The sequence below is a fragment of the Thermoanaerobacter sp. X514 genome (genome assembly GCF_000019065.1).
GTDB lineage: Bacteria > Bacillota > Thermoanaerobacteria > Thermoanaerobacterales > Thermoanaerobacteraceae > Thermoanaerobacter > Thermoanaerobacter pseudethanolicus.
On sequence record NC_010320.1, the window covers coordinates 652,313 to 668,855 of the forward strand.

General features: G+C 34.3%; 13 protein-coding genes and 2 riboswitches. Of the genes, 12 read left to right on the top strand and 1 reads right to left on the bottom strand.

Annotated features, from left to right (window positions below; translation table 11 throughout):
* Positions 1–13 precede the first annotated feature (13 nt).
* Complete coding sequence (adhE, locus tag TETH514_RS03190) at positions 14–2,632, bottom strand: bifunctional acetaldehyde-CoA/alcohol dehydrogenase (protein ID WP_009052148.1); 2,619 nt, start codon at positions 2,630–2,632, stop codon at positions 14–16.
* A 306-nt stretch (positions 2,633–2,938) separates the two neighbouring features.
* Between adhE and TETH514_RS03195 the strand changes: the two genes are divergently transcribed.
* From TETH514_RS03195 to TETH514_RS03245, 12 genes are all read left to right on the top strand, one after another.
* On the top strand, positions 2,939–3,409 hold the full coding sequence (locus tag TETH514_RS03195; protein ID WP_003868677.1) for a methylated-DNA--[protein]-cysteine S-methyltransferase: 471 nt from the start codon (positions 2,939–2,941) through the stop codon (positions 3,407–3,409).
* 34 nt (positions 3,410–3,443) lie between these two features.
* Positions 3,444–3,596, top strand: coding sequence for a hypothetical protein (locus TETH514_RS12685; protein ID WP_012268614.1), 153 nt, complete (start codon positions 3,444–3,446; stop codon positions 3,594–3,596).
* Positions 3,597–3,751: 155 nt separating this feature from the next.
* Positions 3,752–4,195, top strand: a complete 444-nt coding sequence (locus TETH514_RS03200; RefSeq protein WP_009052150.1) for a MarR family winged helix-turn-helix transcriptional regulator — start codon at positions 3,752–3,754, stop codon at positions 4,193–4,195.
* Positions 4,196–4,305: 110 nt separating this feature from the next.
* Complete coding sequence (locus tag TETH514_RS03205) at positions 4,306–6,531, top strand: ABC transporter ATP-binding protein (RefSeq protein WP_009052151.1); 2,226 nt, start codon at positions 4,306–4,308, stop codon at positions 6,529–6,531.
* Complete coding sequence (locus TETH514_RS03210; protein WP_003868681.1) at positions 6,528–8,411, top strand: ABC transporter ATP-binding protein; 1,884 nt, start codon at positions 6,528–6,530, stop codon at positions 8,409–8,411. Before TETH514_RS03205 ends, TETH514_RS03210 begins: the two co-directional genes overlap by 4 nt.
* A 71-nt stretch (positions 8,412–8,482) precedes the next feature.
* Positions 8,483–8,585, top strand: a riboswitch (TPP riboswitch).
* A 62-nt stretch (positions 8,586–8,647) separates the two neighbouring features.
* Positions 8,648–9,286: an energy-coupled thiamine transporter ThiT gene (thiT, locus tag TETH514_RS03215; RefSeq protein ID WP_003868682.1), complete on the top strand. Its 639-nt coding sequence runs from the start codon at positions 8,648–8,650 to the stop codon at positions 9,284–9,286.
* A gap of 245 nt (positions 9,287–9,531) precedes the next feature.
* Positions 9,532–10,068 (top strand): phosphatase PAP2 family protein, encoded by a 537-nt coding sequence (locus TETH514_RS03220; protein WP_009052152.1) that lies wholly within the window; start codon positions 9,532–9,534, stop codon positions 10,066–10,068.
* Between the two features lie 63 nt (positions 10,069–10,131).
* A riboswitch (M-box (ykoK) riboswitch) is annotated at positions 10,132–10,294 on the top strand.
* Between the two features lie 380 nt (positions 10,295–10,674).
* Positions 10,675–13,362, top strand: a complete 2,688-nt coding sequence (gene mgtA / locus TETH514_RS03225) for a magnesium-translocating P-type ATPase (protein ID WP_009052153.1) — start codon at positions 10,675–10,677, stop codon at positions 13,360–13,362.
* Positions 13,363–13,549: 187 nt separating this feature from the next.
* Complete coding sequence (locus TETH514_RS03230; RefSeq protein ID WP_003868811.1) at positions 13,550–14,308, top strand: LuxR C-terminal-related transcriptional regulator; 759 nt, start codon at positions 13,550–13,552, stop codon at positions 14,306–14,308.
* 304 nt (positions 14,309–14,612) lie between these two features.
* A complete protein-coding gene (locus TETH514_RS03235; RefSeq protein WP_003868812.1) occupies positions 14,613–15,314 on the top strand; it encodes a hypothetical protein in 702 nt (233 codons plus the stop codon).
* Between the two features lie 203 nt (positions 15,315–15,517).
* A complete protein-coding gene (locus TETH514_RS03240) occupies positions 15,518–15,736 on the top strand; it encodes a hypothetical protein (RefSeq protein ID WP_003868813.1) in 219 nt (72 codons plus the stop codon).
* Positions 15,737–15,811: 75 nt separating this feature from the next.
* Entirely contained in the window at positions 15,812–16,423 is a 612-nt protein-coding gene (locus TETH514_RS03245) for a hypothetical protein (protein ID WP_003868814.1), read from the top strand.
* Positions 16,424–16,543 lie beyond the last annotated feature (120 nt).

The window sequence follows — 16,543 nt, forward strand, 5'->3', positions numbered from 1 at the left end:
TAAAAATTTACCCTTATTCTCCATAGGCTTTTCTATATATTTCTGCAATTTCGGATACCAATGGCATTCTTGGGTTTGAACCGGTGCACTGGTCATTAAAGGCTATATCAGACATTTCCATTATTTGTTTTTCGAATTCTTCTTTATTTATGCCTGCTTCTTTAAGTGTCAAAGGAAGATTAAGCTCTTTCATAAGATTTTTTATTGCTTCAATGAGGCTTTTTACTCCTTCTTCAATGGTTGATGCAGGAAGTCCCAAGAATTTTGCAATTTCTGCATATTTCTCGGCTGCTTTGGGATATTCATATTGTGGGAATGAAGCAAATTTTTTAGGTAACTCAGCATTGTATTCTATGACATAGGGCAGAAGTATTGCATTTGCTCTTCCGTGTGGAAGATGGAATTTAGCACCAAGTATATGAGCCATACTATGGTTTATTCCTAAAAATGCATTTGTGAAGGCCATTCCAGCTATGCATGAAGCATTGTGCATCTTTTCGCGGGCGACTTTATCTTGCCCGTTTTTGTATGCTTTAGGTAGATATTCAAATATCAATTTTATAGCTTTTTCTGCGAGAGCGTCTGTATAGTCTGATGCCATTACAGATACATAGGCTTCAATAGCATGGGTTAAAGCGTCCATACCAGTGTCTGCTGTGACAGAGGGTGGTATTGTCATTGTGAGGTCAGGGTCTATTATAGCGATATCTGGTGTTAATTCGTAATCTGTGAGAGGGTACTTTATATTTTTCTTTTTGTCTGTTATAACTGCAAAGGCAGTAACTTCAGAACCTGTACCGCTGGTGGTTGGTATTGCGATAAATAAAGCTTTTTTCCCCAGTTCAGGAAATCTATAAGTTCTTTTTCTTATGTCCATAAATTTTAACCTTAAGTCTTCGAATTTTGTATCAGGGTATTCGTAGAAAAGCCACATTCCCTTCGCTGCATCTATTGCAGAACCACCACCTACAGCTATTAGTAAGTCAGGCTCAAACCCTCTCATTATTTTTACCCCTTTTTCTACAGTGTCAACTGAAGGATCTGGTTCAACTTCAGAGAATATTTCATATTTAATATTTGCCTTATCTAATTGATACGTTACTTTATCTACAAAACCTAATTTAACCATCACAGGGTCTGTTACAATAAAGGCTTTTTTGCCTTTTACTTGTGACAGATATTGTAATGACCCTCTTTCAAAATAAATTTGTGGTGGAACTCTGAACCATTTCATTCTCTCTTTTCTTATAAAAACTCGTTTTATGTTTATAAGGTTATAAACACTTACATTATCTGTTGTTGAATTTCTACCCATTGTACCGCAACCCAAAGTCAAAGATGGGATAGCCGTGTTATAAATATCTCCAATAGCTCCTTGAGAAGCAGGGGCGTTTACAAGAATTCTTCCTGCTCGTACTCTTTTTGCAAATTCATTAATAATTTGTTGGTTTTCAGAATGTATTACTGCAGAGTGACCAAGTCCGCCGAATTCTGTCATTTCTTCACATCTTTTTATGCCTTCGTTGTAATCTTTGACTGTGTATAAAGCAAGTATTGGACTTAGCTTTTCTCTGGAGAGAGGATATTCTGGTCCTACAGCAGGATATTCAGCTACAAGTATTTTTGTGTTTTCAGGTACTTTAAATCCAGCCATTTCAGCAATTTTTGTTGCCGGTTGACCTACAACTGCTGGATTCATTAAACCGGTGTTTTTGTCTATAGCGAATTCTTCTAACTTTTTAGTTTCTTCTTTATTTAAGAAATAGCAACCATATTCTCTCATTAATTTTTTTACTTCATCGGCTATTTCTTCATCTATTATTACAGCTTGCTCTGAGGCACATACTGTACCATTGTCAAAAGTTTTACTAAGTATTAAATCTGAAACTGCTCTTTTAATATTTGCAGTTTTTTCAATATAGCAGGGGACATTGCCAGGACCTACGCCAAGGGCGGGTTTTCCTGAGCTGTAAGCAGCTTTTACCATTCCGGCGCCGCCTGTTGCTAGGATAAGAGATATATCGGGATGTGTCATGAGAAGTTGTGTTGCTTCAATTGAGGGTGTCTCAATCCATCCTATACATCCTTCTGGTGCACCAGCCTTTAATGCTGCCTCGTACATCGTCTTTGCTGCTTCTATACTACATTTTAATGCTTTTGGGTGGAAGCTGAAAATTATTGGATTTCTTGTTTTGATAGCAATGAGGCATTTGAACATTGTTGTAGAAGTCGGGTTTGTGACAGGTGTTACGCCGGCTATAACTCCTACAGGTTCTGCCACTTCCATATAATTTTCTTCTAAGTTTTCTTTGAGGATGCCGACAGTTTTTTTGTCTTTTATATAATTGTACACATATTCTACTGCAAAAAGGTTTTTGGTTATTTTGTCTTCATAAACCCCCATTTTCGTCTCTTCATGAGCTAATTTTGCCAGTTCTACATGCTTTTCTATGCCTGCTAGTGCCATGGCTTTGACTATTTCATTAATTTGCTCTTGGGTGTATGACATGAATTTTTCTTGTGCTCTTTTCGCTCTTTCTACTAATAGGTCTATCTGCTTTTTAACATCTGTTGTTTCTTTTACTTCTGTTTTTTCTTTTGTTTCCTTTTTTTCTTGTAATAAGGTAGGCATAAGAACACCTCCATGTGTTAATAATTTAACAAAATATTTTATTTAAATAAAGAGATTGTCAGATGATTCTAAAAAATTTCAGGGTATATTACACAAATTTTAGGCATCAACGATATTTTGTGCAATATTTCAATTGTTATTCATTTAACAATCTCTTTACACTTTGATAGTACAACAACGATTGAATCTTGTCAATAGAGTTAAAATAGCCTGAAACGATTACTCAAAAAATTTTACAATATTTTTTCTTTTCATATTGTGTTATAATTAATTTACCAGTTTTTATAGATTCAAGGAGATGAGACTGTGCTATATAAAAAATTTATCTCTCCTGTTGGTGTTCTCACTATTTTTTCATCAGGAAAAGGTATATGCCGCATTGACTTTGAAAATGAGAAATCTTCATTAGAAGGTTTTAAAGAAGGCAGCGATTTTTATATTGAAGAGTGTATTAGGCAGCTTGACCTATATTTTCAAAAGAAATTAAAAAATTTTGACGTGCGGTTGGATTTGCAAGGTACAGAGTTTCAGAAGGCCGTGTGGAAGGAGATTTTAAAAATTCCTTATGGTGAAGTTAAGACATATGGAGAGATTGCGAGATTAATTGGAAAGCCAAAGGCGGCAAGAGCAGTAGGGCAGGCTCTTAATAAGAATCCTATTCCCATTATTATCCCTTGCCACAGAGTCATTGGAAGCAGTGAAGATTTGACAGGCTTTGGCGGGGGAATTGAAATAAAAAAATTTTTATTAAGACATGAAGGAGTAGAGGTTCATTAAAAATTTATGTTTCATGGAAAGTAAGGTGATGAGGATGGATTATTTAAAAATTTTAAAGGAGTTTTTTAAAAATAAGGACAATATAGTTATGGCTTTTTTATTTGGTTCTGTTGCTGTATTTAATATATATAGACTTAGACAAGAAAGAAGGGAGATTAATTTATATAAAATAGTAGCTGTATCCTAAAACCGCCGTAAAAATTTGAGCGGTTTTTTTATTTTATTTTTTTGAAAAGCTTTAAGAAATCTTGACATGATATTATGAGAAGAGTAAAATATATTTTGCGTCCAAAATATTTGCATACAAAATATTTTAATACGAAATAATTTGCGGTGGTGAAGATGGAAGAGATAAACAATGGATTAAAGATACTTAAGCTTTTAAAACAAATAATGGATATTATAAAGCATTCTATGAAATATGAGTGTAAAGATTTTGATATTACGGGTCCTCAAGGAATGCTTATGGGCATTTTAGCTCATTACGGTGAAATGAAGGTGAGTGACCTAAGTCAAAAATTAGGGCTTTCCAATAGTACAGTTTCTGGCATTATTGACAGATTAGAAAAGCAAGGCTTGGTAGAGAGGACGAGAAGCACTGAAGATAGAAGAGTTGTTTATGTCAGTGTGACTCCTAAGTTTAAAGATACTTTTCAAAAACATTTCAAAGAAGCTGAAGAGAAGTTTGAAAAATTAATAAGTAGAGCAAGCCCACAAGACCTTAATAAAATAATTGAAGGATTAGAAGCACTGAAAAAAATATTGGAAAAACAACATGATTTATAGTGAGGAAGTATAACAAAATTAAGTAAATAAGTTGAGGAAGTAGAAATTTAAAAAGAAGTAGTTCTCACAAAAGAAATCGAGGCAAATTTTTAGGAGGAGAAGGTGTTGGTATGGTAAAACTGGCGAAATATTTAAAACCCTATATTCTGTTGATTTTTTTAGCAGTGTTCTTTATATTTGTTCAAGCAATGAGTGATTTGTCATTGCCTGACTATATGTCCAAGATAGTTAACAATGGAATACAGCAAGGTGGCATAGTAAATGCAGTTCCTGAGGCTATAAGGAAAAGCGAAATGGATAAACTTTTGCTATTTGTTACACCTGAAGAAAAGGAAGAGATTTTAAAAGATTATACATTAGTAGACAAATCCAGTCCTGATTATGATAAATATGTAAAAAAATATCCTATTCTTTCAAAAGAGCCTGTATATGTCCTTAAAAGCGTAGATAAATCAGAAATTGACAAAATAAATTTACCTATGGGGAAAGCCTTTTTAGCTGTTACAGGTGTGGAAAAAGCTAAAGCCAGTGCAAAAAACGGAAGTATAGAATTTAATGGAAAGAAAATACCGGCAAATGTAGACCTCTTTGCTATGATGTCTCAACTGCCAGAAGAGCAACTTATTCAAATAAGAGATGAAATGAACAAAAAGTTTGCTTCTTTAGGTGACAATATGGTTATACAAGCTGCAACAATGGCTGTAAAAGAAGAATACAAGGCAATTGGCATAAATACAGACAAAATTCAAACTGATTACATTCTTCATACTGGCCTTATAATGCTATTGATAACTGGACTGAGTGCATTAAGCACTATTATGGTAGCATTTTTTGCATCAAAAGTGGCAGCTGGAGTAGCGAGAGATTTGAGAAGAGATTTATTTGCAAGAGTAGAGAGCTTCTCTAATGCTGAATTTGACAAATTTTCTACGGCTTCTTTGATAACAAGAACTACAAATGATATTACACAAATACAAATGCTTCTTGTAATTATGATAAGAATGGTGTTTTATGCGCCTATAATGGGTATAGGTGGTGTATTTAGAGCACTTAGCAAAAGTGTTTCAATGTCTTGGATTATAGCTTTAGCAGTAATAGTACTTTTAGGTATAATATCAGCATTGTACTCCATTGCGATGCCCAAGTTTATGCTAATGCAAAAATTGATTGATAGATTAAACTTAGTTACTCGTGAAAATTTGTCAGGAATAATGGTGGTAAGAGCTTTTAATAATCAAAAATTTGAAGAAGAGCGCTTTGACAAAGCTAATCAAGATATTACAAAAGTAGGGCTTTTTGTAAATCGTGCTATGGCATTTATATTTCCATCTATGATGCTTGTGATGAATGGAATTACTCTTTTGATAGTATGGGTAGGAGCTCACCAAATCCAAAATTCCAGCATGCAAGTTGGAGACATGATGGCATTTATGCAATACGCTATACAGATTATCTTTGCATTTTTGATGTTCTCAATGCTGTTTATAATGATACCAAGAGCATCAGTATCGGCAGAGCGTATTGCTGAGGTTTTGGCTACAGAACCTTCTATAAAAGACCCACAAAATCCAAAACAATTTAATGAAGATATGGCTGGAAGCATAGAATTTAAGAATGTATCTTTTAAATATCCTGGTGCTGAAGAGTACGCTTTAAAGGACATAAACTTCAAGGTTTTACCTGGGCAGACAGTAGGCATAATAGGAAAAACAGGTTCTGGAAAGAGCACCTTAGTCAATTTAATCCTGAGATTTTATGATGCCACGGGAGGACAAGTTTTAGTGGACGGTGTAGATGTGAGAGAAGTAAAACAGGAAGACCTGCGCCGCAGAATAGGATATGTGCCCCAAAAAAGTTGGCTTTTCAGTGGAACCATTAAATCAAATTTAAAATACGGAAATGACCAAGCTACTGATGAGGAAATAAGAGAAGCTGCAGAAATTGCACAAGCAATGGAATTTATAAATGAAAAGACCAAAAAATTTGATTCAGAGATTGCACAAGGAGGAACAAACGTTTCAGGAGGGCAAAAGCAGAGGCTTTCCATTGCTCGTGCTCTTGTTAAAAAGCCTGAAATATACATTTTTGATGAAAGTTTTTCAGCTCTTGACTTCAAAACAGAGTCAGCTTTAAGGAAAGCCTTAAGAGAAAGGCTAAAATCAAGCACTGTTATAATGGTGTCGCAAAGGGTGTCAACTCTTTTACATGCAGATCAAATAATAGTACTTGAAGAAGGGAAAATTGTGGGCATAGGGAAACACAAAGAATTACTTAAAAACTGTCAAACTTACAGAGAAATAGCTTTATCACAGCTATCGGAGGAGGAATTGGCATGAGTGAAAATAGAAGAATAGACCCCAAACAGATGCCCAGACTTCGCGGGCCAGGAATGGGAGGCGGCCCCCATGGCATGGTTCGCGGTGGAGAAAAAGCGCGAGATTTTAAGGGTACAATGAAAAAATTGATAAAATATTTATCTGTTTATAAAGCTTCTATTATAAGTGTATTTGTATTAGCAGCACTTAGTGCTTCCTTCTCCATTGCGGGTCCTAAAATACTCAGTAAAGCGATAACGAAAATTTTTGAAGGCGTAATGGATAAGATAACTGGAAAAGGCAGTGGAATAGATTTTGAATATGTAGAGAAGATAATTCTAATTCTCATAGGCTTATATGGTTTAAGTGCTTTATTCGGATACCTGCAAGGATGGATAATGTCTGGGGTTGCGATGAAAGTTACCTATAGATTTAGAAAAGAAATTTCTGAAAAAATTAACCGCCTGCCTTTGAAATATTTTGAAAGCACAAATCAAGGGGAAATATTGTCACGTATTACAAATGACGTGGATACAATTACTCAGACTCTCAATCAAAGCTTGACTCAGATAATCACTTCTGTGACGACAGTAGTAGGCGTTTTGATTATGATGTTTACCATAAACTGGCTTATGACTTTAGTGGCGCTTTTGATAATTCCTTTGTCTTCTTTGGTAATTGCCTTTATTGTCAAACATTCACAAATGTATTTTAGAGAGCAGCAGGATTATTTAGGGCATGTAAATGGTCATGTGGAGGAAGTATATGGAGGCCATAATATAGTAAAGGCTTTTAATGGAGAGAAAAAGAGCATTGAAAAGTTTGATGTATTAAATAACACTTTGTACGGAGCAGCTTGGAAGTCACAGTTTTTGACAGGTATTATGATGCCACTTATGAATGTAATAGGAAACTTGGGTTATGTGGCGGTTACAGTTTTGGGTAGTTGGTTGGTCATAAAAAATGCAATAGAAGTGGGGGATATTCAGGCGTTTATACAGTACATCCGATCTTTTACACAGCCTATTGCTCAGATTGCAAATATTTCCAATATACTGCAACAAACTGCTGCCTGTGCAGAAAGAGTATTTGAGTTTTTGGAGGAAGAAGAGGAAGTTCCAGATAATCCACAGCCTGTAAAAATTGAAGATATAAAAGGGAATGTGGAGTTTAGAAATGTTCGTTTTGGATATAGACCTGATAAAATGGTGATAAATAACTTTTCTGCTTCTATTAAGGCAGGACAAAAAGTTGCAATTGTCGGTCCTACTGGGGCAGGAAAGACTACTATAGTGAAACTTTTAATGCGCTTTTACGATGTGAATGAAGGAGCTATTTTGATTGACGGGCATGATATAAGAGATTTTACGAGGGAAGATTTGCGTTCACTTTTTGGCATGGTACTTCAAGATACATGGCTTTACAATGGTACTATTATGGACAATATAAGATATGGCCGTCTTGACGCTACTGAGGAGGAAGTTATAAAAGCTGCTAAGGCAGCTTATGTGGATCATTTTGTAAGGACATTGCCAGGGGGCTATAACATGGTATTAAATGAAGAGACCACAAATATTTCTCAAGGGCAAAAGCAGTTACTAACTATAGCAAGAGCTATTTTGAAAGATCCAAAAATTCTCATACTCGATGAGGCTACAAGCTCTGTAGATACCCTTACAGAAATACAAATACAAAAAGCGATGGATTACCTTATGAAAGGACGCACAAGCTTTATAATCGCTCATAGGCTTTCTACAATACGGGATGCTGACTTGATACTTGTCATGAACCATGGAGATATTGTAGAGCAGGGTACCCACGAAGAGCTTCTTAAAAAAGGCGGTTTTTATGCAAGCCTCTATAACAGCCAGTTTGAAAAAGAGGAAGAGATGGCAAGTTGATAGCATTTAATAATTATTATTGACATATGAAACAAAAAGTGATAAAGTAAAAGAGAAAATAAAATAGAGGTTATGTCCGCTGGGGGAGCCTTAACGGCTGAGATGGCATTGATGCCAAACCCTTGGAACCTGATGAGGGTAATGCCTCCGTAGGGAATGCGGCTCAAAAATACCGCATTTCGCGGTATTTTTTTCAGCGAACATAGCCTCCTTGAAAAATGGAGGTGTTTTTGTTTATGTCCTACCTTTTAAGTATTTTTTCTGATTTTGCTCAAATAAAACCAGTGACTTTATCGGTTATATTAGCAATTTTATTGGCAGCTTTTCTTTTATATCTGATGCGAAAAAGTGTCAAATTTGACACAAAAATGCTTGTCTACGGAGCACTTTCAATCGCTATTTCTTTCGTGCTGTCTTATATAAGATTTTATCACTGGCCTCAAGGTGGTTCTATTACACCTGCCAGCATGTTGCCGCTTTTTATCTTTGCCTATTATTATGGACCAGGTCCTGGTGTGATTGTAGGAATGGCGTATGGATTTTTACAACTTATTCAAGACCCATTTATTGTCCAATGGGTGCAAGTACTTCTCGACTATCCTTTGGCCTTCGGTGCTTTAGGACTTGCTGGCTTTTTTAGAAAAAACCTAAGTTTGGGAATTTTAGTCGGTGGATTTGGACGATTTTTCTCTCACTTTTTATCGGGAGTGTTCTTTTTTGCAAGCTATGCACCAGAAGGAATGAGCCCTATAGTTTATTCACTTTTAGTCAATGGAAGCATAATAGGTGTAGAAGTGGCAATATGTTTTGCGGTTTCACTAATTCCTCAAGTTAGAAATGCTATTGAAGAAATTAAAAAGAAAGCAATTGCTTAAAGGGGTATTTCCCCTTTTTATTTTTTGCAGTGGATAGCTGAAATAATGGTATAATATATGGTATAATATTATGTAAGAAAAAATTTAACGCAGAATTAACATTGATACCTGACAAACTTGAGGATATGAAAGAAAGAAGGGAATAATTGATTTATAAAAATTCTGCTGATAGAGTGTGTGAAATTGTGCTGAAAATTTCGATAAAAGCATTAGTGAAATGAGATTGTAGGGAGGGGATTTTGCTGATGCAAATAAAAAGAGTGCTTCTTGACAAAGACAAAAACATTTTTTTCTATATAAACGAAAGGATAAAATGTAATATATTGGACAAAATAATGCCCAAAATAACTCATATAGGCGGTCCTTTTTTTACAATATTTTCTTGCTTGTTTTTAATTTTTTTTGGAAAAAACGATGTAAAAGCCTCTGCTGTAGAAGCTTTAACTGCACTTGTAAGCAGCCATTTGTTTGTTCAACTTTTAAAAAGAAAATATACAAGACCAAGGCCTTATATGGTATTAGCTAATACAAACACTTTTAAACATCTTTTAAAGGATTATTCTTTTCCTTCTGGTCATGCTACTGCCAGTTTTTCACTTGCTATGACTTTTTCAATATTTTTTCCAAGCCTTGCAGTATTCTTTATTTCACTGGCGGTACTTGTGGGACTTTCGAGGATATATATGGGACTGCATTATCCTTCAGATGTATTAATGGGCTCAACGATAGGTATTACTTTTTCTTATCTAACCCATTTTATAGGTACAAAGTTGTTTTTGTAAAAAATTTTTCAAAATAGATTGACAAATTGTAAATAGAAGAATATAATGTAGAAGGACACAAGTTAATACAATCGTTAGGTGAGGCTCCTATACAGATACACGCTGCTGCCCGGAAACATCGAGAGATGCTAACGGGTCAACAAGTATTACCGAATTAAGGTTTTACTTAATGCAGCTGGAGGATGCTCCAAAGCTGTATAGTGCCAAAGCTCAACGAATTGAAATGTCTAAAAACCTCTTTCATTCGTTGAGAGGTTTTTTAATTTGCTAAAAAACGGAGGTGAGAAGAATGGACGGTGGAGGTAGTAGTAAAAGCTACAAAGGTATATGTAATGTGACATTAAAGAAGGATGGGCAAAGTTTGAGGCCACGTCCATTCTTCTCACAGGTGGCTTTTCTATAAATTTTGCTCTTCGTAGGATTGCCCATTTATCCCTTCTTTTGATGTCCTATTACATATACCTCCAAAACAATTCTCAGACTAACTCCATTTAATTCCATCGTCTAAATGCGAAAGTTTTTTACAAAAAAACAAATACTGTAACTGGAAGGTTGCAGTAGACACGGCAGCCTTAGTCTATTATTGTGTTTTGGAGGTGTATGGGAATGATCAAAATCGCAAAGAAAAATGGCTTCACAGATACGATACTTACCCAATTAATTGAGTTTGCCAGAAAAGATGTTGATGAAGTTTTGGCGCAATTAGGTACGGATAGAGAGGGATTGACTTCTGAGGAAGCAGAAGATAGGCTTGAAATTTACGGGTTAAATGAGGTAGCTCATGAAAAAGCGGATCCATGGTATATTCAATTGATTAAAGCTTTTATAAATCCCTTCATAGGTATATTGGTATTTTTGGCAATTGTGTCATATATAACTGATGTACTTTTTACTGTACCTCAAGACAGAGATTGGAGCACTATAATTATTATTTCTATAATGGTAACGGTTAGTGGACTACTTCGTTTTGTTCAAGAGTACCGCTCCAATATTGAAGCGGAAAAATTGAAAGCTCTTGTTCACACGACTGCTGCAGTTATTCGCAAGGATACAGGTGAGAGAGAAATAAAAATGGAAGAAATAGTACCTGGTGATATAATACATTTGGCAGCAGGAGATATGGTACCTGCGGATGTTAGGGTTATTACTTCTAAAGACATATTTATAAACCAAGCAACTTTAACGGGAGAATCCGAACCCGTGGAGAAATATCCAAATTTAAAAGAAGAAAAAAGAAAAGCTAAGGATTTAAACCTCTCAGATTTAGAAAATATATGCTTTATGGGTACTAATGTGGTAAGTGGTTCTGCAATTGCTGTAGTTCTTTCAACAGGTGACCGTACTTATTTTGGTTCAATGGCAAAGTCCCTTGTAGGGCATAGGGCAATGACAAGTTTTGAAAAAGGTATTAATAATGTAAGTAAAGTGCTTATCAAGTTTATGGCAGTTATGTTTCCAATTGTTTTTGTGATAAATGGCCTTACCAAGGGTAATTGGTTGGATGCATTGCTTTTTGCCTTGGCTGTAGCTGTTGGACTTACTCCCGAAATGCTTCCAATGATAGTCACTACCAACCTTGCTAAAGGTGCTGTGACAATGGCAAAACACAAAACAATCGTCAAAAGATTAGATGCTATACAAAATTTTGGGGCGATGGATGTACTTTGTACTGACAAAACTGGCACTTTGACATTAAACAAAATAGTTGTAGAAAAACATCTTGACATACATGGGCATGAAGATGACAGAGTTTTAAGACATGCATACCTGAACAGTTTTTATCAAACGGGCTTAAGAAACTTGATGGATGTAGCCATTTTAGAGTATGGAGCTGAAAAGGGTTTTAATGGCTTGGAGAAAATATATAAAAAAGTTGATGAGATACCCTTTGATTTTGTAAGACGCAGAATGTCTGTAGTTTTAGAGAGCGAAGGTGGAAAAAGGCAGCTTGTAACGAAAGGCGCCGTTGAAGAGGTGCTTTCCATCTGTGAATACGCTGAGTACAAAGGTGAAGTAGTTCCTTTGACAGATGAAATACGTCAAGAAGTAAGAGAAATGGTAAGAAAATTAAATGAAGACGGAATGAGGGTGCTGGCCGTAGCTCAAAAAAATGATGTTCCACCAGAGGGAGTTTTCAGTGTAGCAGATGAAAGTAAGATGGTTCTCATGGGTTATATAGGTTTTCTCGACCCGCCAAAAGAATCTGCACCTTATGCGATAAAAGCACTTAAAGAGCATGGTGTAGATGTAAAAATTCTTACTGGTGACAATGAAATAGTGACAAAGAAAATCTGTAAAGAAGTGGGGATTGCTGTAGAGAATATTCTATTAGGGAATAAAATAGAGAATATGACAGATGAAGAATTAGCAGAAGTAGCAGAAAAGACGACAATTTTTGCAAAACTTTCTCCTATGCAAAAATCAAGAATAATAAAGGCTTTACAAAATAAAGGCCACATTGTTGGATATATGGGGGATGGAATTAATGATGCGTCTGCACTAAGAGAAGCCGATGTTGGAATTTCTGTTGACTCTGCAGTAGATATTGCAAAAGAATCAGCAGATATAATACTTTTAGAAAAAAGTCTTACGGTATTAGAAGAAGGAGTTGTAGAAGGTCGCAGAATTTTTGGAAATATTATGAAATACATTGCAATTACATCGAGCTCTAATTTTGGTAATGTATTTTCAGTTTTAGTAGCAAGTGCATTTTTACCTTTTTTGCCAATGCATCCATTGCAACTACTCTTCCTTAACTTGATTTATGATTTATCAATGACATCAGTGCCTTGGGATACAGTGGATAAAGAATATATACAAAAGCCAAGAAAATGGGATGCCGCAAATATAGGCAATTTCATGGTATGGTTTGGACCTACAAGTTCAATTTTTGATATTACAACTTATGCTTTGATGTTTTTCTTGATTGGTCCAATAGTTATAGGTGGCTCTTACTTCCTGTTGCCTGAAGTGCTTAAACAGAATTTTGTTTCGCTCTTCCAAACAGGCTGGTTTGTGGAAAGCTTATGGACACAAACAATGGTAGTTCACATGCTTAGGACCGAAAAGATTCCGTTTATACAAAGCATTGCTTCATGGCCGCTATTACTTTTTACCTCGGCAGCTGTTACAGTAGGAACAATTGTGCCATTTACTTCTTTTGGTGCGAAACTTGGAATGATGCCTCTACCGGGAATATACTTCTTGTTCTTGGCAGCTACGCTTCTTGCATACTTGACTTTGGCACAATCCGTTAAAATGAGATTTATAAAAAGATTTGGAAGCTTGCTGTAACATTTTTTAGACAACGGATACAGACAAGTAGAAATATATAAAAACATGAGCAGGAGAAATCCTGCTCTTTTTAATACAACACATTAGAAGATTGAAATATTACAACAATGTTACAAAATATAAAATTTTGGTAAACAAAGGAGGGATTTATATTAATATGTAGAAGTAGTAAAATAGGAGGGATAATATGGGGGAGGTCATAAGATTTGATACACATAAGGGTCTATTTGAACAGTCGTGGGGGAGATGTTTAAAAAGGGGCTTAACACCGGATAAAAAGTTAGTAGCGTTGAATAATGTAAAAATTGTTGAAGATAGCAAAAGGTATTCATTAATTAAAGCTTTTCGCAAAAGCATTAAAGATTTGAAAGATATTAATGATTTTAGAAACTTTATATTTTTGTTAACTGATAAAGAAGGTGTAATACTGGAATTAAACTTACCCCATGCCGATATCGATTTTTACTTAAAAAAGGGTATGGTATTAAAAGAAGAAATTGCAGGTACAAATGCAGTATCACTGGCGATAAGAGAGAAGAATATAGCGGTTGTGAGAAAAGAACAGCACTATATTGAAGATTTAAAAAGGTTAAATTGTACTGCTGGGCCTATTTTTGATAAAGAAGGAAATTTGATAGGGATAGTAGACATATCTTCTGAAAATGAGTTTAATGATAATTTAGTCGCAGTAGTATTTTTACTAGCAAGATATATAGAAAGAAATTACCAGGAATTTGAGATGGAAAGAATAAAGAAAAAATTTGACGAAATAGATACAAAGATACTCAAGCTTACGGCAGAAGGGAAAACAGATAAAGAAATTGCAAAAACAATTAATATGTCACTAAGCAATATAAAGTATCATAAAAGGAAAATTTTCAAACTATTAGGAACAAAAAATGTAAAGGATTGTATATACAAGGCAACAAAGTTAGATTTAATATAAGTTTTTATTGTTTTTACATCACTAAATAAGGGACAAAAAATGTTAGATTGTATTTTAGTACAAATTTTAAAGGAGGAAAATCCAGTTTTTATACTAAAGTACAAAAGTAAGGGCTATTTTAGTGGAAATTTATACTTTTGGTCAATTGACAAGATGCTGGAAATAAGATACCATGGATATAGAAGGAACTATCGGTAGTCCTTAGAATTATTAGGAAAGGAGTTGAAAGTGTTAAGAGAGGGAAGGAATTTGAGAAATGCTTTTTGCTTACGACCAAGATTTTAAGGTAGGAGGATGAGATTAAATGAAAAGGATAGTGACAGTATTACTTACTTTGATATTAATATTTTCAACAACAGTTGTATTTGGAGCGACTGATAATATAACAAGCAAGGATTATCCTTTACATGTTTCCAATAAAATAAAACTAAAAGATATTTATGTGACAGTGCCGTTTGACCTTTCTAAAGTAAAATTAGAAAGGATAGAAAAAGGTAATTCTGTGAGAGTTGAAATCAGGGATAAAAGTACAGGTGAGCTTTTAGAGGCATATGGAGAAAAAGTTGAACCTGTTATTACTGATGTTGAAGCAAAAAATTTTGTGTTCCCACAAAATTCTGGCATTTATACTACTCACACGATATACAAAGAAAGAACAGATGGAGCTGCTGTTTCAAGATTGTACACAGTTTTGACAATTTATACTTATGGGTCTTTTAGACAAATTGATAAGGTAAATTATACTTATTGGGTGGAAGCAAGTAGTGGCCCCTGGGAATTAAGAGATAAATATGCTATTACTATTTCTAGAACAGGTAGTTTTCCTACAACAGCAATAGAAACAACTGGTACAGCTACTATTGTAGTAACAACGAATGCGACTGTAACTGGTTCCTTTTCTATCGAATATCTAAAATCAATTGGATTTACTGTTAGTTATGTTAATAATAATGTGTATTATTTAAGGAAAAATATTTCACTTACCTATGTTTATAGTGTGTATTAGAAATTGGACAAATAAAACAATTTTTCTTTTTTCTCATCTTATTCTAGAGAATGGTATTTGTTTTTGATACAACTACTACTTATGGCATTAAGGGAGGCACCTCCTTTTTCTGGAAAAATTCTTATTTCAATACTTTGGAGACTATAGAGATGCGAATTTAAGGTCTTAGTTTGACGTTACATTTAACATGTGGGGGTAATAACATGGGAGATTATTCTCAAATTTTAGATCAAATTTCTAATGCTTTAAATGGCATTCGTGCAGAAGTTGGGAATGTATCTTCTGAAGTTTTTTTCACGCATCACCGTATAGGAGATATAGTAAGTCTTCTTAATATAACTAACATTTTGTTAGTTATATTAATTATTGTTTTGAGTATAAATACATATATAAATTGGAAGAAATACAGGGGTAATAGATAAGATTTGTAATAATAATTATTGGCAGTTTCACATTTGCAATTAATTATGGGAATATCAATAAAGAAGTGAAGTTTAATGGGGAGAAATATTATTATAGTTTTTTTGCTGTTATTGATGTTTTCTTCATTTTTTGCTGGATGTGGGATATTTGACAATAGCAGTGAAGAATTGTTAAGAGAAGTAAAAGCAATAGAGGAACTGAGTAATAAATATGCAAACTTTTATCTGAGTACAGATACTTATATCGAAAAGGTAAAAGAAGTTGCAAAATTTGCAGATGAATTTAATGAGGCAGAGCTAATAATAACTTATAGGCCGAAACTCGAGCTTTTCCCTGATGCTATAAACATGGTAAAAAGGAAAAATTTAGCCTTACTTACAGAAGAACAATTAAAAGAAATTAGAAATACTCTTAAGCCTGTTAAAACAGAAATAGAGGTACAGATTTCAAAAGTTTATGATGATGGCAAAAACAAATACATTTTTTCAAAGGGGAAAGTAGTAACAACTTATAAAGGACATTTTTATTACGATTATTATTTACGGAAATATACCTTTATAAATGAGGGAAATGAATGGAAAATAATGGACATAAATACTCAACTTTATGGTAGAGATTATAAACGAATGGAAAATGTCACTTATAAAAATAAACCCGTTGAGTTTGTAATAAAGTTTAATCAGTAATACTTGTAATAATTACTTACCATTAATTTACTGAGTATTTACTTTATTTTTTATTTTTATCTCAAATGCGAAATAAACTGTTACAAAAATATATATGTTAAGTTGGGGATTGTATGTAAC